Annotated in this window: 15 protein-coding genes; 7 read left to right on the top strand and 8 right to left on the bottom strand. The window is 37.8% G+C overall.

Features of this window, described 5'->3' with window-relative positions; genetic code table 11:
• Positions 1–85 precede the first annotated feature (85 nt).
• Entirely contained in the window at positions 86–1,318 is a 1,233-nt protein-coding gene (locus tag JR347_RS11770) for a nucleoside recognition domain-containing protein (RefSeq protein WP_205720802.1), read from the top strand.
• Between the two features lie 42 nt (positions 1,319–1,360).
• Positions 1,361–1,813: a DUF7832 domain-containing protein gene (locus JR347_RS11765; RefSeq protein WP_205720801.1), complete on the top strand. Its 453-nt coding sequence runs from the start codon at positions 1,361–1,363 to the stop codon at positions 1,811–1,813.
• Between the two features lie 175 nt (positions 1,814–1,988).
• Here the strand turns inward: JR347_RS11765 and JR347_RS11760 are convergent, their stop codons facing one another.
• Both JR347_RS11760 and JR347_RS11755 read right to left on the bottom strand, forming a co-directional pair.
• Positions 1,989–3,797 (bottom strand): hypothetical protein, encoded by a 1,809-nt coding sequence (locus tag JR347_RS11760; protein ID WP_205720800.1) that lies wholly within the window; start codon positions 3,795–3,797, stop codon positions 1,989–1,991.
• Positions 3,798–3,847: 50 nt separating this feature from the next.
• Complete coding sequence (locus JR347_RS11755; protein WP_317192600.1) at positions 3,848–6,100, bottom strand: Tex family protein; 2,253 nt, start codon at positions 6,098–6,100, stop codon at positions 3,848–3,850.
• Between the two features lie 104 nt (positions 6,101–6,204).
• Here JR347_RS11755 and JR347_RS11750 point away from each other — a divergent pair, with 104 nt between their 5' ends.
• A complete protein-coding gene (locus tag JR347_RS11750; RefSeq protein WP_235689643.1) occupies positions 6,205–6,849 on the top strand; it encodes a TlpA family protein disulfide reductase in 645 nt (214 codons plus the stop codon).
• A gap of 207 nt (positions 6,850–7,056) precedes the next feature.
• Here JR347_RS11750 and JR347_RS11745 read toward each other — a convergent pair whose 3' ends face one another.
• Genes JR347_RS11745 through JR347_RS11735 form a run of 3 tightly spaced genes read right to left on the bottom strand, consistent with a single transcriptional unit; the run spans position 7,057 to position 8,269 of the window.
• Positions 7,057–7,749, bottom strand: coding sequence for an SIR2 family NAD-dependent protein deacylase (locus JR347_RS11745; RefSeq protein WP_205720799.1), 693 nt, complete (start codon positions 7,747–7,749; stop codon positions 7,057–7,059).
• Positions 7,750–7,751: 2 nt separating this feature from the next.
• A complete protein-coding gene (locus JR347_RS11740; RefSeq protein ID WP_205720798.1) occupies positions 7,752–8,018 on the bottom strand; it encodes a type II toxin-antitoxin system RelE family toxin in 267 nt (88 codons plus the stop codon).
• Complete coding sequence (locus tag JR347_RS11735; RefSeq protein WP_205720797.1) at positions 8,018–8,269, bottom strand: hypothetical protein; 252 nt, start codon at positions 8,267–8,269, stop codon at positions 8,018–8,020. The genes JR347_RS11740 and JR347_RS11735 overlap by 1 nt, the downstream gene beginning before the upstream one ends.
• 181 nt (positions 8,270–8,450) lie before the next feature.
• Between JR347_RS11735 and JR347_RS11730 the strand changes: the two genes are divergently transcribed.
• The gene (locus tag JR347_RS11730; RefSeq protein WP_205720796.1) at positions 8,451–11,072 is read left to right on the top strand and encodes a CHAT domain-containing protein; all 2,622 of its coding nucleotides are present in this window, start codon (positions 8,451–8,453) and stop codon (positions 11,070–11,072) included.
• A 731-nt stretch (positions 11,073–11,803) separates the two neighbouring features.
• Here JR347_RS11730 and topA read toward each other — a convergent pair.
• On the bottom strand, positions 11,804–14,122 hold the full coding sequence (topA, locus tag JR347_RS11725) for a type I DNA topoisomerase (protein ID WP_205720795.1): 2,319 nt from the start codon (positions 14,120–14,122) through the stop codon (positions 11,804–11,806).
• 144 nt (positions 14,123–14,266) lie between these two features.
• On the opposite strand from topA, the gene JR347_RS11720 reads away from it, so the two are divergent.
• Entirely contained in the window at positions 14,267–14,767 is a 501-nt protein-coding gene (locus JR347_RS11720; RefSeq protein ID WP_205720794.1) for a SixA phosphatase family protein, read from the top strand.
• On the opposite strand, the gene JR347_RS11715 is transcribed toward JR347_RS11720, so the two are convergent.
• Positions 14,764–15,129, bottom strand: coding sequence for a tellurite resistance TerB family protein (locus JR347_RS11715; RefSeq protein ID WP_205720793.1), 366 nt, complete (start codon positions 15,127–15,129; stop codon positions 14,764–14,766). The two genes, JR347_RS11720 and JR347_RS11715, sit on opposite strands and share 4 nt — an antisense overlap.
• A gap of 122 nt (positions 15,130–15,251) precedes the next feature.
• On the opposite strand from JR347_RS11715, the gene JR347_RS11710 reads away from it, so the two are divergent.
• Positions 15,252–16,319: an agmatinase family protein gene (locus tag JR347_RS11710; protein ID WP_205720792.1), complete on the top strand. Its 1,068-nt coding sequence runs from the start codon at positions 15,252–15,254 to the stop codon at positions 16,317–16,319.
• Here the strand turns inward: JR347_RS11710 and JR347_RS11705 are convergent.
• Positions 16,309–18,273, bottom strand: a complete 1,965-nt coding sequence (locus JR347_RS11705; protein ID WP_205720791.1) for a tetratricopeptide repeat protein — start codon at positions 18,271–18,273, stop codon at positions 16,309–16,311. The genes JR347_RS11710 and JR347_RS11705 overlap by 11 nt on opposite strands.
• A gap of 115 nt (positions 18,274–18,388) precedes the next feature.
• Here JR347_RS11705 and JR347_RS11700 point away from each other — a divergent pair, with 115 nt between their 5' ends.
• Positions 18,389–19,768: an alanine/glycine:cation symporter family protein gene (locus JR347_RS11700; RefSeq protein ID WP_205720790.1), complete on the top strand. Its 1,380-nt coding sequence runs from the start codon at positions 18,389–18,391 to the stop codon at positions 19,766–19,768.
• The last annotated feature ends 48 nt before the right edge of the window (positions 19,769–19,816 follow it).

The following is a 19,816-nucleotide window of genomic DNA, read 5'->3' as shown; positions in this document are numbered from 1 at the left end:
AAAGTAACAGGTTTAGCCGGCCTTCCTTCTTTGTCTCTACTTTTTATTGTTATTTTCGAGCTTCATATTGTACATCAAGAGGCTTATGACCCTAAACTACATCTGGTTTGCTTTCTTTATCGTTGCGTTTCTAACAGCTCTTGTAAAAGTTATCTTCTTTGGAGATACGCAGGTATTTACTGACATTGTGAACTCAACTTTTGAGATGTCAAAAACCGGTTTTGAGATATCCATTTACCTGACTGGTGTCATGGCCTTATGGCTGGGCTTAATGAAAATTGGAGAAGAGGGTGGCATGGTTAGAATTCTATCGCGACTTGTAGGTCCTTTTTTCTCAAAATTGTTTCCTGACATACCTAAAGATCATCCCGCTCAGGGAGCTATTATCATGAATTTTTCGGCAAATATCTTAGGACTCGATAATGCTGCCACTCCACTTGGCTTGAAAGCCATGAATGAAATGCAGGAGTTGAATACCGACAAAGAAAAGGCTTCCAACTCTCAAATAATGTTTTTGGTGTTAAATACTTCAGGCTTATCCATCATTCCCCTAACCATTTTAGTGGATAGGTCAGTACTTAATGCAAGCAATCCTACAGACGTATTTTTACCTATCCTGTTGGCTACTTTTTGCTCAACGATAGTGGGACTGATCACCGTTTCAATTTATCAAAAAATTAATCTTTGGGATAGGGTAATTCTCTCCTATCTGGGTGGTTTAACTTTGTTTATAGGCTTACTTGTTTATTACCTAACAACACTTAATCCTGCAGAATTAGACAGGTTTTCCGGCTTTGCCAGTAACTTTATTATCTTTTCAATAATGATCAGCTTCTTAGTATTAGGCTTTAAAAATAAAGTGGACTTATATGGTACGTTCATTGAAGGAGCCAAAGAAGGCTTCCAAATAGCTGTTAAAATTATTCCTTACTTAATTGCCATACTCGTTGGCATTGGAGTTTTCAGAGCCTCAGGCGCCATGGATTATTTAATTGAAGGCTTGCGAATAATAGTGAGTGCCAGTGGATTGAATACTGACTTTGTGGACGCCCTCCCGGTTGCTGTAATGAAACCATTGAGTGGCGGAGCTGCCAGAGGTATGATGATTGAGACAATTAAAACCCATGGAGCGGATTCATTTGTGGGACAAATGGCGAGTGTGTTTCGTGGAGCGACAGAAACAACATTTTATATTGTGGCTGTTTACTTTGGATCTGTGAATATCAAAAATATTAGGTATGCAATAACCGCTGGGTTAATTGCGGACATAGCAGGCATAATTGCTGCAATAGTTTTTGGTTATATGTTTTTCCATTAAAGTGCAAATGACTATATTTCGTTTCAGATAAATTGTGACATCATGACGGTAGAAAAAAAAGACATCCAAAAGACCATCTACGATAATGCGAAAAGCCATTTTCTAGGAAATTTTCCTGATTCTTTACCCATTGAGCAAGCCTATGTACACATAGGTATGTATTTGGGTTGGGTTATAGATAATGACTTATACTCTGAATATTTCGAAGAAGAAGCTGATATGCAAATCTTTAGATTTAAACGAAGAGAAATATCCTGCACTATTTTAAGTGAGATATGGGATGGTTATTTAGGGTTTGAGCTGTTCAATAAAAATGGTAATATGTTTACTTACTATTATTATGGTGGTGGGCTATACAGAAATGATTATGACGAAGTGTTAGTTAAGAAACTACCCTCAATTTATCACGTGAAAGACTCATGGGAGAATTACAATGAAATTCAGAGCAGAATTACCGTGAGATATAACGACTGGAAGAAATTGGTTGGAAAATAATCAAACAAAAACCTGAAGAACTATAGTTGGCCCGATATATCGGGCTTTTTTTATGAAAAACTTTTAAATAAAAAGAATTCAATTAAAGGAGATGACTTTCTGAAGCACTTCATGAATAGTTTTAGTATGGATGATTCATGAATCATCCATACTGATCACGACTAAATAATGAATGTTATTGCTTTACCTCTCCTTTTTTGGTAAGCACCAATCGATCGGCTATCTCTTTTCCACCATAATAATTGGCCTTATCATAGTTAATAATCAGATCGTCAGTATTAGGATTGATAATTAGATCCAATGGTGCTGTGGCCAGCGTAATATTTTTTACCCAGGCAAGTCCGTCTGATGTATATATTTTTGCAACTGTAGCTGCGTACTCTTCCTGCTCAGGCAGTTGAACTGTAAACAGAACATAGTAATAATGTCCCGCCTCTTCTGCCGTAAAATATGCTTTAGTTACTTCTAAATTTTGTTTACTGAAATGATCATTATCAATCTTAAAAACTGCTTTAAGCTTCTGTGTTTTGGACGGATCAATCAAAGCAAAATAACCTTCAGCTGCTGTTTTACCGGAAAAGTAGAAGCCTGAAGTGAACTTCTTATCTACAACCAGTGGCACATACTTAGATAAGCCCCTATTAACTTCCATAAACAAGGGAATAGAGTCATTCTCCCCTATTAACCAACGTGATCTTTCAGCTAGATTATCAATTTCATCTTGGGCGATCTTTTTAGCTATAATCACATGATCTAGTTGCTCTTTAATATAAGTTTCGAGCCCTACTATGTCGTTATATTTCTTTTCTATATAGCTCGAATAATTAAGTTTATCTTCTTTCAAATCCCTACTAATCAATAAATTAACAAGGCTGTCCATTTCCTTTACATACCCAAATTTGGTCTTAGCCACTTTTAATTGATAGTCGATATTACTACTATCTCTATAATAGAGATTGGACATTTTAAAAGACTCGTTGTTGATTTCAGCTATTTTATATTTAAAAATATGTTCAGGTAACGGATCCGAATCATATTCTCTTATTTTGGCCAGAACACCTACTAACGGTTTCACTTGATCTGCCAAAGACATTGAATCTGTCAGTACCTTAGCTTTTAAATCATTCAAGTGCTGATCATATTCAATTAATTCCATTCTCATTGGAATTACTACTTCCTTATACCCTTTCTGAACTGATTCAGCCCACTTTGGATAATCCCAAAACAGAACGTTATCATCGGTTAGCATAAGGAGGGATTCCCCATCTTTTTCGTATTCAAGAATGTCCGTTAAATGCAATGCCGGCCTGTAGCCAGGTTTATCTATCTTTTTAATTGTAGACTCAAAGGAGGCAAAATTTTGAAGTGCCAGCTTTGCTGAGTTACTAGTATTCTCAACTCTTTCCAGCAGGTCTTCATCAGCCCTTAGAAAAAGAATTTTTTCAGTAGGATAATCATCTTTAATCTTCTTAAATGCAGATTGCGCATCCTGATAATTGTCCTTTGTTTTTGTATAGTAAATCTGAAGTTCCTGCACCTGTGCTTTGCGCTCATTAAGGGCATTCACTTTATTCTCAATATCGAATTGCACATCGGCCAACTTAATACCGAATTTACCAGTACGGATATCCCTTCTTTGATAAGCCTGATAGTACTCATCATTTTTTTTCACCTCTTTCTCGTCAATAAACTGCTTGGCTTTGGCGTAAAAACTTAGCGCAGAATCAGCGTAAGCAATATAATCGTCCGTATCTAAAAGTATGTCTGTTTGATCAGCCTTCTTATGATAAATGAAAGCCATTTGTAAATTCGGGTTACCCTCATCTGCATTCTTTGGATCGCTCAAATACTGCTTTAATAATGGCTCGCCATCTTTATAATTTTCTGTATCTAGCAGAAAAAATAAATCCTTGTACTTTATTTTTTGCGCATAACCTGACAGTACGCTAAAAAACAGAAACGTTGCTATTAAGACTAGTCTCATATTTTATCTATGCTTCAGTTGGTAGAGCCAAGGTAAAAAAAATAACAGAATTATCCATTAAACATTCCTTTGAGCTGACTTAGCTTATGCTGTAAATCACCTTCGTTATTGCTTTGTTGATTTGAATGCGATTTTTTGTTTGACGGCTTTCGTTCTGGCTTTTTACCAAACGGATCGCTTTTCATTGAAAGGCTAATGCGTTTTCTTGGAATATCAACTTCTAAAACTGTTACATTCACTTTTTGCTGCACAGATACTATTTCTGCCGGGTTACTCACAAACTTATCAGCCAAATGACTCACATGCACTAAGCCATCCTGATGGACACCAATATCTACAAATGCCCCAAAATTGGTTACGTTAGTAACGATACCGGGCAAAGTCATTCCCATTTTAAGGTCCTCCATGTGATTTACACCTTCCTGGAAACTAAATACTTCGAATTTATCACGAGGGTCACGGCCAGGCTTTGCTAACTCATCCATGATATCATTTAATGTAGGTAATCCAACATCATCTGAAATGTATTTTTTCAAATCAAGTTTCTTACGCAAGTCTGCATCTTTCATCAAGTCAGAAACGGAGCAATTAAGGTCTTTAGCCATTTGCGCAACTAACTCATACCGCTCGGGGTGTACCGCACTTTCATCTAACGGGTTTTTAGCACCTCTGATTCTTAAGAAACCTGCTGACTGCTCAAAAGCCTTATCCCCTAACCTTGGCACTTTGGTTAAGGACTTTCTATCTGTGAATGGTCCGTTTTCATTTCTAAAATCAACAATACCCTTCGCTAATTGAGGCCCTAACCCTGAAACATACGAAAGCAGTTCTTTACTAGCAGTATTTAGCTCCACTCCAACAGAGTTTACACAACTCACAACCACATCATCCAAACCCTTTTTTAATGAAGTTTGATCCACATCGTGCTGATATTGACCTACTCCTATTGACTTGGCATCAATTTTCACTAACTCAGCCAATGGGTCCATCAATCTTCGACCAATGGAAACAGCGCCTCTCACCGTTACATCCTGATCAGGAAACTCTTCCCTTGCCACATCAGATGCAGAATAGATGGACGCACCACTTTCATTAACCATTAGAATTAGTATCGAAGTTGGTAAACCAATCTCCTTTACAAATTTCTCTGTTTCCCGGCTTGCAGTACCATTTCCTATGGCAATTGCCTCAATGTTATATTTCTCGCAAAGACTCTTAATTAAAGCGCCTGACTCAGCAATTCGTTTCTGTGGTTCATTAGGATAAATGGCATTATTGTACAACAACTTTCCTTGCTTATCAAGCACCACTAACTTACAGCCTGTTCTAAAGCCCGGGTCTAAAGCAAGTACATTCTTCTGCCCTAAAGGTGAGGCCAACAACAACTCTCTTAAGTTATCGGCAAATACTTTAATAGCCTCTTCATCAGCAGACTGTTTGGTTGCCACGCGCATCTCCGTTTCCATGGAAGGCTTCAGCAATCTTGAATAGCAATCTTTCACGGCTTCTTCTACTTGCTTAGATGCTTTATTAGAACCTTTTAAAACTATTTTTTCCATCTTGGATATCGCTAGATCTGCATCAGGTGCCACATCCAATGACAAAATCATTTCCTTTTCGCCCCTGCGCATAGCCAATAGTCTATGTGATGGCACTTTAGCGATTGACTCGCTCCAATCGAAATAATCCTTATACTTCTGACCTTCTTCCTCTTTTCCTTTAATTACTTTAGAAACAATCAGCGCCTCTTTTTCAAATAACTGACGCATCGTTTTTCGCACCTCCTGATCTTCATTCACCCACTCAGCGATAATATCCCTGGCGCCTTGCAAAGCTTCTTCAGATGACGTTACACCCAACTCATCATTGATAAATTCCAGTGCCTTGGAGTCTACATCAATGCTATTTTGCTCGAAAATAAGCTTAGCTAAAGGTTCTAGCCCCTTTTCTTTTGCTACGCTAGCTCTTGTTTTACGTTTTGGTTTATAGGGCAAATAAATATCTTCCAGCTCAGATAGTGTTTCTGCTTTATTAATTTGAGCTTCAAGTTCTGGCGTTAATTTCTCCTGCTTTTCAATTGATTTTAATATTGCTTCGCGCCTTTTATCCAGCTCTCTTAATTGCTCTACTCTGTCACGAATAGAAGTAATCTGCACCTCATCTAAGCTACCCGTTACTTCCTTTCTATATCTTGAAATAAAGGGGACAGTAGCTCCCTCATCCAACAAATCAACTACAGATTTTACCTGTTTAGAGCTTATAGATAGCTCTTCTGCTACTTTAGAAATATTATCAATCATCATTCAAAATTATACGTAATAGGATGGCAAATGTATCAAAAAATGAGTGTCGTTCAACTCTTGATTTTGTTGAATAAATTTTATTAGAATTAATTAATTGTCAATGAGTGGACATACATGTTATTGTTAAATTGAATTACTTTGGCATGTTTAATGTTTACCTGATTGTGAAAGAGAAAATTATAAAAGAGATGAAAAGCTGGGGCGTCATATTAGTCATATTTCTAGGACTATATTTAACTGGATTGCATACGGAAGTGGCAGCCTTAGCGCAAAGAGCAATATTAACTACTGGACTTATTTCAGCTGACACTAATACCGATTCAGATACCGAACAAAAGGTAGATTATAACTTTAAGCTGAAAAATCTGAATGGTGAAACCGTTAGTTTAGAGGACTATAAAGGCAAAGTGATTTTTCTTAACATATGGGCTACATGGTGTGCCCCTTGCATTGCAGAAATGCCTAATATCCAAAGTTTATACGATAAGGTAGATAAAGATAAGATAGCTTTTGTCATGCTTTCGATGGACAATTCAGAAGCCAAGGCTAAAAAATTTATTGATAAGAAAGGCTTCACTTTCCCAACATTTATTGCGGCCAGCGATGTACCTGATCTGTTTAGAGTGCCCTCTATCCCCACCACGTTTGTGATTTCTAAAGATGGTAAAGTAGCCTCAAAAAATGTTGGCATGGCTAATTATGATAAGAAGAAATTCAGAGAGTTTTTGGAGGAGTTAGCTGAAAAGTGATTCCAATTGTCTATACTTCAAAAAGCTCAGGATGACATAAACGACAAGCTCAGGATATCAAACGCAAAAATTTAAAAGAATCCAAAGTAAAAGTCATGTCGCAACGTAGTGGAGACATCTTTACCATGCAGAAGGAAACCAATTGACTTGCAAGATGGCTAAGATTTTTTTGGTTAACACCCTCGCCTGCGAAATGACAGCTTCTCGTTAATGAAACTTCTCTCTTAACTCTTTAGCGACAGTCTTAAGTCCTGTAGTAGCTTTATCTCTAATAAACGTAATGTTAGGATTGTGGCGAATCATGGGTGTGCTTGGGTCCACCACATACACAGGCACATCATGCCTAACGAAATCTATTAAACTAGCCGCGGGGTAAACTGCCATAGAAGTACCCACTACAATAAAAATATCTGCCTTTTCTGTGATTCTAGCTGCTACCTCAATCATAGGTACCATTTCCCCGAACCATACTATATTAGGACGTAATTGTGAACCTTTATCGCACAAATCTCCCCATTGAATGTCTTTGCCTTCCAAAGGATAAATGAGTGACTCGTCCACACTACTTCTTGCTTCGCTTAGTTTTCCATGAAGATGCACCACCTTAGATGAGCCTGCCCTTTCATGCAATTCATCTACATTTTGTGTGATGACCGTGACCTCAAAATCTTCTTCTAATTGCGCCAGAACAGTATGCCCGAGGTTAGGCATAGCTTCTAAAGCCGCTCTTCTTCGTTGGTTATAAAACTCCAGAACCAGTTGCGGATTGGCAGCCCAGCCTTCTGGCGAAGCCACCTGCATTACATCATGCCCTTCCCAAAGTCCACCAGCATCTCTGAAAGTCTTGAGACCACTTTCAGCACTAATACCGGCTCCAGAAAGAACTACTAGGTTGAGCATGTTTAAGGAAAGAGTTTATAAATATCACTTCGCTTTAAAAAACGAACAAGTTTAACTTCTTCTTGATCATAAAACAAACCTATCCTATAATCGCCTAACCTAATTCTGTATGCTGTTGGATGGCCCCTTAACTTTTTTAGATTAGCAATTTCCTCCAATGATTCTTCGCTTTCGAGCTTCTCAATAATAGTTTTCAAGCGTTGTTTAAGTTTAGCATCATTTATCTTTTTGATGTCATTCAAGAAAGATTTTAAGAATATTACCAGCATTAGCCTTCTAACGATTTCATGATTTTATCTCTGCTAACGGCATCATCAGTGTCAGCTTGCTGCATCAATAACAAAAGGCCTAAATCTTCTTTTTCTTCTGTTGACATTGCATTTAGCCGTTCCTTTTCTTTATACTCAATAAAGAATGAAACAGCTTTTTCCATTAACGACTTTACGCTCATGTCTTCTAGAGCAGCAATTACTTTCAACTTGGTTAAAAGTGAGTCATCGATATCGATATTTTTTCTCATTTTACAAATATACATTATATACATAATGAATACAATGTATTAAACTATGTGAGTACAAAACCAAAGGTCAGGATTAACCCTAGCTAACGACCTCTAAGAACTTTATAAATAATTGAGTACAATTTAAAACCCTCTTGAATTACAGCTATAACTCGAGTATTTTTAAGGTTTATAACTGACAATGGCCTTTGCTTTAATAAGAACCTTACTACTCTTTTTAGCTGTACATCTGTGTAGTTATTCGTTTGCACAAAACCTAACTAAACTTAGCAACAAGGCAGTTGAAGCATACAAAGAAGGAAGATTTGAAGACGCATTAGAGCAATGCGATAAAGCTCTGAAGAAGCTTACCAGCAATAACGGTGAACAATCTGAGCTGTTGATTAGCTGCCTCAAAACCAAGGCCATGGCACAATCGGCATTGGGTCTGCATGAGGATGCATTAGAAAATTTAAGGGCTGCCACTAAGTGGAGTAAAAAGGTATATCAACTACCACACTACTCGCACATTGAACAATACAATGAATTCGCTAAGCTTTTTATCACCCTCGCCAAGTACGATAGTGCTGATTACTATTTGCAACTAGCCATGAGCGGATTTCAATCTATCAAAGACCAAAACGAACAGCACTACCAGCAATGGATTCACCATCTTAATAACTTGCTTTTTCAAACGAACGGTTTACAAGCCACTGTACTTTCCGATAAAGGCAAAACTGAGGAAGCTATTAACACCTTAAAAATTACCCTGCCCTGGTATATGCATTCTTATCCAGAGACCTATTCTTCTATGAGCAACTATCAACTAACCATTAATAACGTAGCCACTTATTACAATGAAATTGGTGAGTTGGATAGCGCACGAAAGTATGCCTTGCATTATTATGATCTTATTGCAAATTCAAGGAATCCGTTAGATAAAATTCATGCCATCCAAAATCTGGGTAGCATAGAACGTAATGCTGGAAATCTGAATAATGCCAGTAGATATTGGGCAGATGCATTATCGCTAATCGAAACATCTAACATGGATAACAACTATATCCACATGGTTATTTTAAATAATCTTGGTGAGTTGTACATAGAAATAGAAGACTATGAACAAGCGATTGAAAGTTTTAATAAATCACTTAATATACAACGAAGCCGACAGGCTATTAATCCCCCACTCTATCAGACTACGATTTCTAACCTGGCGGTGGCGCAGCATTGGTCGGGCAAATATGCCCAGGCTGACTCAACTTTTAACATTCTCATTGATAACCTCCTAGACGAGATAAGGCATAATTTCACTTATCTCAGTGATGAAGAAAAACTATCTTTTTATAAGCAACAATTAGACTTCATCGACAATTACAAATCATTTGCTTTTGAGGCAGGTAATTTCCTTACCATACAGGAAAGTGAAGAACCTTATGTTAATCCTGATATTACCGGTAGACTTTACGATTTACAGATAAGTACTAAGGCCATCATTCTTAACGCCAGTAAACGAATGAGGCAGGCTATACTTAATGCCAAAGATGCCGAACTAGTGGCCAGTTATGAGTTCTGGGAACAATCTAAAAATAAACTCGCTCGGTTACTGAATAAAGAAAATAATGATCCCATAGAAATTGAAAATCTAAAATTTAAAATTGAGCAATATGAGCGGTGGCTAACTAACCATTCAAGAAGCTTTAGAAGTGGTTTTGTGGTTGACAATGTTTCATGGCAAAAAATACAGCAGAAACTAAAGCCTAATGAGGCTGCCGTTGAAATGATTAACTTTTTTGATGGACTGATATACGGTGCGCTCATTCTTACTTCAGAAACAAAAGATCGCCCTGTGATGTCGCTCGTTATGAGCACCCAATCTAAACACCTTGACAAGCAATATTTTCAGCAATATCGTAATGCTATTACTTATCAAATGCAGGATACTATTTCATATAAGACCTATTGGCAGCCCATCATAGATTCTATTCAACAGTATATGCCTCAAAATCAAATGCCCAAACGCATATATTTTTCAAATGATGGTATTTACAACCAAATCAATCTTAACACGCTTTATAATACAGAAGAAAACCAGTTTGTGCTTGATGAGACTGACATCATAATCCTGACCAACACCAAAGAACTGTTAGAAGCAGACAGCCCAAAATCAGCTTCTAAAAAGGCTGTATTATTTGGCGAGCCCAAGTTTAGTAAAGCTGAAAAACCTACATATTATGACGAATTACCAGCTACCGGTGTTGAAGTAAAGAAAATTGAACAACTATTGCGAAATGCAGATTGGCAACCGGACACCTTCCTTGAGGAACATGCAAGTGAAGGCAACTTAAAGTCAATTGAAAACCCATATTTGATTCATATCGCTACGCATGGATATTTTAAACCAACAGAAGGCCATTCTTCATTTATAGAAGCCATGATGAGTTCGGGGTTGGTTATGTCAGGTGTGGAAGACGATCAACTCCATGAGGACGGCTTGCTGACTTCCTACGAAATGCTTAACCTAAACCTCGACTCGACAGAGCTAGTGGTGTTGAGTGCATGTGAAACAGCAAAGGGTACTGAGTCTCATGGAGAAGGCGTTTATGGACTTCAGCGCGCATTGAGGGTTTCTGGAGCAAAACACCTGGTAATGAGCCTCTGGCAAGTAGACGATGAAGCCACTCAAAAGTTGATGACACATTTCTACACCTATTGGACTAACGGTACTCCTATGAGGGAATCACTGAGGTTAGCACAACAGGAATTGAGAAAAAAATATCCTAGTCCTTATTATTGGGGGGCATTTATCCTGACTGGGATTTGAAGGCTTATTTAGCCCATCGATTAAGTCACACAGGTAGTAGGATCGCTATCATTTAACCAACTATACAATTTTAACATCATTACATCTTATTCCAAACGTAATATAATTGATATGGGAAAAAACAGACTATCCATAGAATTCTTCCTATTTTAACATCTTTTTGTACTTCATTTCTAAGTACATGCCTGATTAAAAAGATAAACTGAATTGGCAATAAAAAAAGACAAAAAAACCATGAAACAACATAAATATTATACGGACTTGGAGAGAATAAGAACGTATCAATCATAAAAACCAGACAAAGTGTCAGAAAAATTGAAAGTAAGATTTTCTTAAGAATCATTTTTCCAAAATTAGTTTATTTCTTCTCACCACTGGTCGTAGCTTCCACTACGACCAATTATCAATCAAGGCATATGACAAAATATTGTGCCGACAGATCTCTAACATACTATCTCATTTTAGGTTGTATGATCGCTAACGCTTAACCTATGACCAGCAGATCAAGTGAATCAATCAATTAGATTATTTATATCTTTTAATTACAAGTGAAAATATGTAAACGAAGACAAATGTGAATAAATAAGATAATACGAATAGTAGTAAAATAAAGATCGTCTTGTTTAAAGAGTAATTCCCACCTTTAAACTCATGAATTAAGACAAGAATTATAAATGGAATAACTGCAGTTAATGCATACTTAGCTAATTTAACTTTGTTTATTTTACCACTCATTTCTTCTTCGCATACCTCCCCTTTTTCTCAGGCGTCTTTTCTGCTAACTCCAGGCATTCCTCCAATGTAAGGTCTTTAGGTTCTTTGTCTTTAGGAATTTTTACGTTTTTCCTTCCCACTTTGATGTAAGGCCCGTAGCGTCCGTTTAATACCTGAACGTCCGGATTCTCATCAAAGGTTTTGATGAACTTATTTTTATCAGCTTCTTCTTTCGCCTTGATCAACTCAATGGCGCGTTCATCTTCTATAGTGTAAGGGTCATCAGTTTTAGGAATAGACACAAATTTGCCATCGTATTTCACATATGGGCCGAACCTGCCTAAGCCAACCAACATTGGTTTACCTTCGTACTCGCCTAGTTCTCTAGGAAGTTTAAATAGCTCCAATGCATCTTCTAACGTGATGCTCTCAATAAACTGGCCTTGCCTTAAGCTGGCAAACTGCGGCTTTTTACCATCTTCCTCCTCATCTCCAATCTGTACTAATGGTCCAAACTTGCCCAGTCTTGCAATTACCTTTCTACCTGATTTTGGATCCATACCCAACTCTCTTGAACTCGGAACGTCAGCCCGCTCAATGTTCTCTGTGGTTTCTACTTTTGCATGAAATTCAGAATAAAACTCGCCTATCATTTTATCCCACTCTTTCATCCCGGAGGCTATTTCGTCAAATTTTTGTTCGACTTCGGCTGTAAAGCTATAGTTGGTCACATTCGGGAAATGATCTACCAGAAAGTCAGTCACCACCATTGCAATATTGGTAGGAAACATTTTGTTCTTTTCTGTGCCTGTAATTTCTGTTTGTGTTTTAGAATTTATTTTACCGCCTTTGAGTGTTAGTATCTGATATTCACGTTCTTTTCCCTCACGGTATTCCTTCTCTACATAATTTCGCTTTTGAATCGTAGAAATGGTTGGCGCATAAGTAGATGGTCGACCGATGCCCATTTCTTCTAACTTCTTAACCAAACTGGCTTCTGTGTATCTTGCCGGAGGCCTTGTAAAGCCCTGTCGAGCATTCATTTCGGTTAAATCTAATTCCTGCCCAGCAGACAATGGTGGCAACATTCCTTTTTGCTCTTCATTTTCATCTTCATCATCCGTAGATTCCAAATAGACCTTTAAGAATCCTTCAAATTTTACCACTTCACCACTTGCAGTAAGTGTGTCTTCCAACGTAGAAATATCTATTGTGGCTGTTGTTTTTTCTATTTGAGCATCCGCCATTTGAGAAGCGATGGCACGTTTCCAAATTAATTCATATAAACGAGTGCCGTTCCTATCTGCAGAAGGATTGGTCACAGCAAAGTTTGTAGGTCTGATGGCTTCGTGTGCCTCCTGTGCAGAGCTCGATTTGGTTTTATATTGCCTTACTTTTACGAAGTCATCGCCATATTCTTTTTTAATTTCATTAACAGCACTATCAACAGCTTCCTGAGATAGATTCACAGAGTCCGTTCGCATATAGGATATTATACCCGCTTCATATAATCGCTGAGCAACAGTCATTGTTTGCGATACGGAAAAGCCTAATTTTCTACTGGCCTCCTGTTGCAATGTAGATGTTGTAAATGGTGGTGCAGGAGTTTTTTTAGTTGGCTTCTTTTGAAGATCCTTTATTGTAAACGTTGCCTCCGCACATGCTTCAAGGAATTTCTGAGCCTCATCCTCTGTTTTAAAGCGTTTAGAAAGTTCTGCTTGAAGTATTTTTTTGTTCCCTACATCGAATGAAGCAGTGATTTTATAGAAAATTTCTGGCTTGAATTTCTCGATTTCACGCTCTCTTTCAACAACTAACCTCACGGCCACTGATTGCACCCTACCTGCCGAAAGACCTGTTTTAATCTTCTTCCATAGTATAGGAGACAGCTCAAAACCTACCAATCTATCCAACACCCTACGAGCCTGCTGCGCATTTACCAAGTCCAAATCTATTCCTCGCGGTGATTGAATAGCGTTTTGAATGGCATTCTTAGTAATCTCTCTAAATACGATTCGCCTTGTTTTAGCATCATCTAAACCCAAAGCCTCCTTTAAATGCCATGAGATAGCTTCTCCTTCGCGGTCATCATCACTCGCCAGATAGATGATGTCAGAATCCTTGGCAAGCTTTTTCAATTCTTTAATAACTGCTTTCTTATCGGGGCTTATTTCATAGGTGGGTAAAAACCCATTCTCTTTATCAATGGCTTTATCGCCCTTGGGTAAGTCTCTGACATGCCCATAACTGGAAGTCACTTTATAATCTTTCCCTAAGTATCCTTCAATCGTCTTGGCTTTCGCTGGTGACTCCACTATCACTAAATTCTTCGGCATATCAGATGTTTTGCTTTTGGCTCAAAATTTCAAAGATGAACAATAATTTTAAAAATAAAATAATACGAGTCGATTTAAATAATCATTCTACATTTAGTAGATTCAACCGTCAAAGCTATCATTTGTTTTTGATCAACAATTTTTATGAGCAAAAATTTATACTTACTCAGACATGCCAAGGCAAGTGAAAAACTTGCTGATCAGAAGGATTTTGACAGAACACTAGATTCTCAAGGTTTGCAAAATGCCACCCGCATGGGCATAAACCTGTTAAATAAAAAGGTACAGTTCGATATAATAATAGCTAGCCCTGCAGTAAGAGCTCTAAGCACAGCATCGTTGGTAGCAGAGCAAATCAAGTACGATACTAATAGAATTCATCAGAACGAAGACATTTACGAAGCCTCCACAAGAAGTTTACTTCAGGTAGTTAATCAATTAAAGAACGAATGGGACACTGTGTTACTGGTCGGCCACAATCCATCAGTTACTTACCTGGCAGAATACTTGAGTAAATCAGAAATTGGAGACATTACCACCTGTGGGTTGGCACATATTAAGTTTAAAAACCTACAATGGAATGAAGTATCGGAAGGTACTGGTGAACTAAAAAGTTACGAATATCCTGACTTGCTAAACTTTTAATCCCTATCTACAGAAGGGGCATCCTTAAGATATCCATCAATTTTAGCCCTGATTTCTTTTGGACTAAACCCTAGTCTACCTCCTACCAAGTTGATAAGTTCTCTTTCTGCGTTTGCAAATTCGCCATCTAGCATAGCCAGCTTAATCATGTCTTCCATCTGCTGATCTCTATCTTGCTGATTTTGAGGGATGAGATAAACATATTCATCAGCCCGGTCAATCATCACATTAAGTCTGTCCAAGGGAATTCCATTTTCATAGGCGATTTTTGATAGAGCCACCATTTCTACATCGGCTATTTTACCATCGGCCGCAGCCAGAGAAATAAGGTTACGAAAGTGTTCTATATTGACGTTAAGCATGATCTTGGTTTACTTTTCGGCAGGAAGATAAAAGAAAAATTTCTACTGCACATAAATATTTTTCAATTATGTGCTCATTTTATACTTATTTTGATGATTACTAAATTACAAGAAACAAATCTATGAGTAAAAAGGAAGATATTATCGCATCTTTTGATCCCAATGGACCAGGGGTTTCGGGCCAATTATTTGGACTACCATTTGATTATGAAAGTGCGGATTTAATTATCATTCCTGTACCATGGGAAGTAACAGTATCTTACACTGCAGGTACTGCAGATGGGCCTCAAGCCATTCTTGATGCCTCTACTCAGGTAGATTTGTTTCTGAAAGATGTTCCCGATGCCTGGAAGATGGGTATACATATGCTGCCCATTGATAAAGAATTAATTAAAGAGAATAAAAAGTATCGTGATCTTGCCTATAAGTACATCTCCTGGTTAGAAAACAATGAAGAAGAATGGATTACTGATGAATTAAAAATAATTCCAAATGCGGTGAATGAAATGGCTGAGAAACTGAACATCTACGTTCGTTCTCAGGCATCTAAGATCCACAATCAAGGTAAGATGGTTGCGCTTTTAGGTGGTGATCATAGTACTCCTTTGGGTATTATTAATGCGATGGCTGATGAATATCCTGACATGGGAATATTGCAAATAGATGCCCATGCAGATTTACGCGAGGCCTACGAGAACTTCACATACTCACACGCATCGATCATGTTTAATGCTTTAAAGAACAAGAAAATTTCTAAACTGGTGCAGGTGGGCATAAGGGATTATTGCGATGAGGAAATGCAGTACATTACCAATTCGAAAGGAAGAGTTAAAACCTTTTTCGATTCCGATATTAAAGCGCAACAGTTTGAAGGAACACCATGGGCAAAAATATGCGATTTAATCATCAACGAACTACCAAAGCACGTTTATATCAGTTTTGATATTGATGGTCTGGACCCCAAGCTTTGTCCGAACACCGGCACACCGGTACCCGGAGGTTTTGAGTTCAATGAAGTAGTTTATCTAGTAAAGAAAGTAGTTGAATCGGGCCGCACCATAGTTTCATTTGATTTAAATGAAGTGGCTCCTGGTGAAACCGAATGGGATGCTAACGTAGGCGCGAGACTATTATATCATTTATCAACTTTAATGGGTGTTTCGCAGGGAAAATTAACTTTTAAACCTTAAAGCCCATTACCAGTATATCATCAGTTTGTTCTGTTTTTCCTTTCCATTCTGAAAGTGTTTGATCCAGTTTTTTCTTTTGGTCAACCAGTGGCAAAGTGTGTATATCGATTAACATTTGTTTGAAATTGCTAACCATAAACTTCTTATTCTCTTTACCGCCAAACTGATCAGGATAACCATCTGAGAAGAGGTAAAACACATCACCAGCTTCATAGGTTACTTCATGCTTTTCGAAGCTTACCTTACCATCAGAATTATCACCAATGGTATGCTTAGTGCCTTTAATAGTATGCAACTCCCCGCTGCGAACGAAATATAACGGTCTGTTAGCCCCTGCAAATACCAGCTTTTTATTCCCTCTATCAATAGAGCAAAGCGCCACATCCATCCCATGGTCAGATATAAGCCGATCACTCTGATTAATTGATTTTTGAACCTGCAGATCAAGTTTTTCTAAAATGGCATCTGGCTCACTAATATTTTCTTTGTTGATTATCTGATCGAGCGATGAATGTCCAATCACTGTCATAAAAGCGCCAGCTACACCGTGGCCCGTGCAATCGGCTGCTGCCACTATTTGATTATTACCGTTGTGCGAAAACCAGAAAAAATCACCTGAAACAATATCCTTAGGCCTGAATAACACAAAGAAATCATCCTGATATTTGTCAGGTACTGTAAATTTGAGCATTGATCCCTGAACGCTTTTCGCATAATCGATACTCTCAGTAATACTATCGTTTTTCTCCTGAATGATTAATTTTTGATTCTCGAGCTCTATATTCTGAGCTTCCAGCTGTTTCTTGTTTTTACGGATGGTTCTAAGCTCTTGCCAAATAACCAAGCTAAGCCCTACTACCAAAAACGATACAATTACAACTGAAGTAATGACTATCTTATCATTTTGAATCTGCAATTGCTGCAACTCACTCTGTATTTTCAGTGCCTCAATTTCAGCCTCCTTCTTCTCAAATTCAAAAGCACTTTCTAACTCTGCTATTCTTCTGTTGCTAAGCTCATTGAACACTTGTTCTTTGGTATTATTATGAAGTTGCAAAAAGCTATAAGCCATAAACATATCGCCTGAAGCAAAATATGTTTCAGCCAGTGAGCCATAAATAATTTCAATAAGCCTTTTGTTATCAGTTTCCTGAGCTGTAGAAAGGGCTTCATTGAATACCTCAATGGCTTTTTCGTAATTCTTCGTGGCCTTATGAACTGTTCCGATATTATGAAGCGCATTTGCCTGTCCGTTTTTATCGTTGTTCAACCTTTCAAGGTCAAACGCACTTTCGTAAAACGCCATTGCATTGGCCCATTCACCTCGTTGAAAATAGATATTCCCAATGTTATTAAATGGCACAAAAGCTTCAGAATTATCTTCTAATGACTCATAAATTTCTAATGACTGAAGGTAGTTTTTAAGTGCATAATCATACTCCTGCAAATCTGAATAAACATTGCCAATGTTATTAAGTGTTCCAATTATTCTAAGTTTATGATTTATCGATTGAAACTGCTCCAAGGCTTTATTAAAGTAAACCAGAGCCTTTTCAAATTCGCCCTTTAGTGAATAAATTGTACCGATATTGTTGTATGTGTAGGGCAAGGCATCAACAAACTTATATTCCTCTTCAATTCTTACAGCATTTAAATAGCTATCCAGGGCTTCATCCAGCTTGCCTCTATTTTTATTCAATACACCAATGTTATTATAACTTGAGGCCATACCACTTGGGTCATTTATTTCTGTTGCCAGATCCAATGCCTGCTGTGTATAATCCATTGCCTTTACAGGGTCATTATTAGCGTACTGCTTATACAGATCATTAAGAATAATGACCTTCTCCGTACCAGAAGATGATTGAAGAGCTTGATTGAGGCTATCGACTGTCGGGTTAGTGACAGGAGATTGGAATAAAATTAGAGAGAACAAAAAGAGATTTATATTCATTTTATATTCGTGATTCTTTTATAAAAAATATAAGATAGGCATAAAATTGAAATTATCAGTTTAAGCCAATAAGTAATTTATATATTAGCAGCTTTTCTAAGCAAATATGTAGGAAATGGGACAATTGATTGTAGATTTTGCAAATTGGATTTGGGGAATTCCCCTACTCATATTGCTGTTGGGTGGCGGCTCTTTTTTTCTGATTTACTCCCAACTTCTGCCTTTTAAATATTTCGTACATGCCATTAAGGTTTTAACAGGTAAGTATGATGATCCTAAAGAAAAAGGTGAAATCAATCATTATCAGGCATTATCAACACATTTAGCTTCTACGGTTGGAATGGGTAATATTTCCGGAGTTGCCATTGCCATTGTTACAGGCGGCCCGGGAGCTATATTTTGGATGTGGGTGAGTGCTTTTGTGGGTATAGCTACCAAATTCTTCACTTGTACGTTGTCCATCATGTACCGAGGAAAAGATGAAAACGGACAGGTACATGGCGGGCCCATGTATGTAATTAGAGAAGGATTAGGTAAAGCCTGGTTACCCCTCGCCTACCTGTTTTGTATTGCAGGAATGATAGGCTGCTTACCCATATTTCAGGCAAACCAATTAACTCAGGTTATTCGTGACGTACTAATAATTCCCTCTGGTTTTGGTGAAGATACTTTCAAATTGTTCAATCAAAATTTTAGATGGACGGACCTATACACGGGTATTGTTCTCACAGTATTTGTGGGCATAGTAATCTTTGGCGGACTAAAGCGAATCGCTAATGTGGCAAGTAAAATGGTTCCTTTAATGATTGTTGTTTATTTCTTTTCAGTGCTTACCATTATACTATCGAATATTTCTGAGGTGCCTGAAATGTTTAGTTTAATAATTACAGATGCATTTACGGGAAACGCTGTTGCCGGTGGTGTTTTAGGTGCGGTTATTATTACCGGAGCGAGAAGGGCAGCTTTCTCTAATGAAGCAGGTATAGGAACAGCCCCAATTGCTCATGGAGCTGCTAAAACTGATGAACCAGTAAGAGAAGGTTTGGTTGCCATGCTAGGTCCGGCAATAGATACTTTAATTGTGTGTACGCTTACTGCATTGGCCATTTTAATTACTAATGTGTGGGTTACAACTGATCAGGATGGCGTTACATTAACTGCCACAGCGTTTGAATCAGCCTTTCCGGGGTTTGGTCATTACATATTGCTCGTTTGCATTTTATTCTTTGCATCATCGTCTTTATTCAGTTTTAGCTGGTACGGTTCACGATGCCTGGCCTTTATTGTGGGGGAGAAAAACAAGGTTTATTACAATTACATTTATGTTGCCACCATCATATTTGGCTCAATAGCATCACTCAGTACAATTTTTAGTCTAATCGATGGTGCCTTTGCCGTTATGGCCATACCCACTATGATATCTGCCATACTGCTAGCCCCAAAAGTGAAGAAGGAGGCCAAAATTTACTTTGATAAAATTAAAGGTATAGACTAATTGTAATGAATAATCGTTAAAATTGGATTGAAATTAATCTTTGGTGAT

The sequence above is a fragment of the Fulvivirga lutea genome, assembly GCF_017068455.1.
Classification (GTDB): domain Bacteria; phylum Bacteroidota; class Bacteroidia; order Cytophagales; family Cyclobacteriaceae; genus Fulvivirga; species Fulvivirga lutea.
The sequence above is the reverse complement of the archived record's forward strand: the minus strand, read 5'-3'. Positions and strand labels throughout refer to the sequence as shown.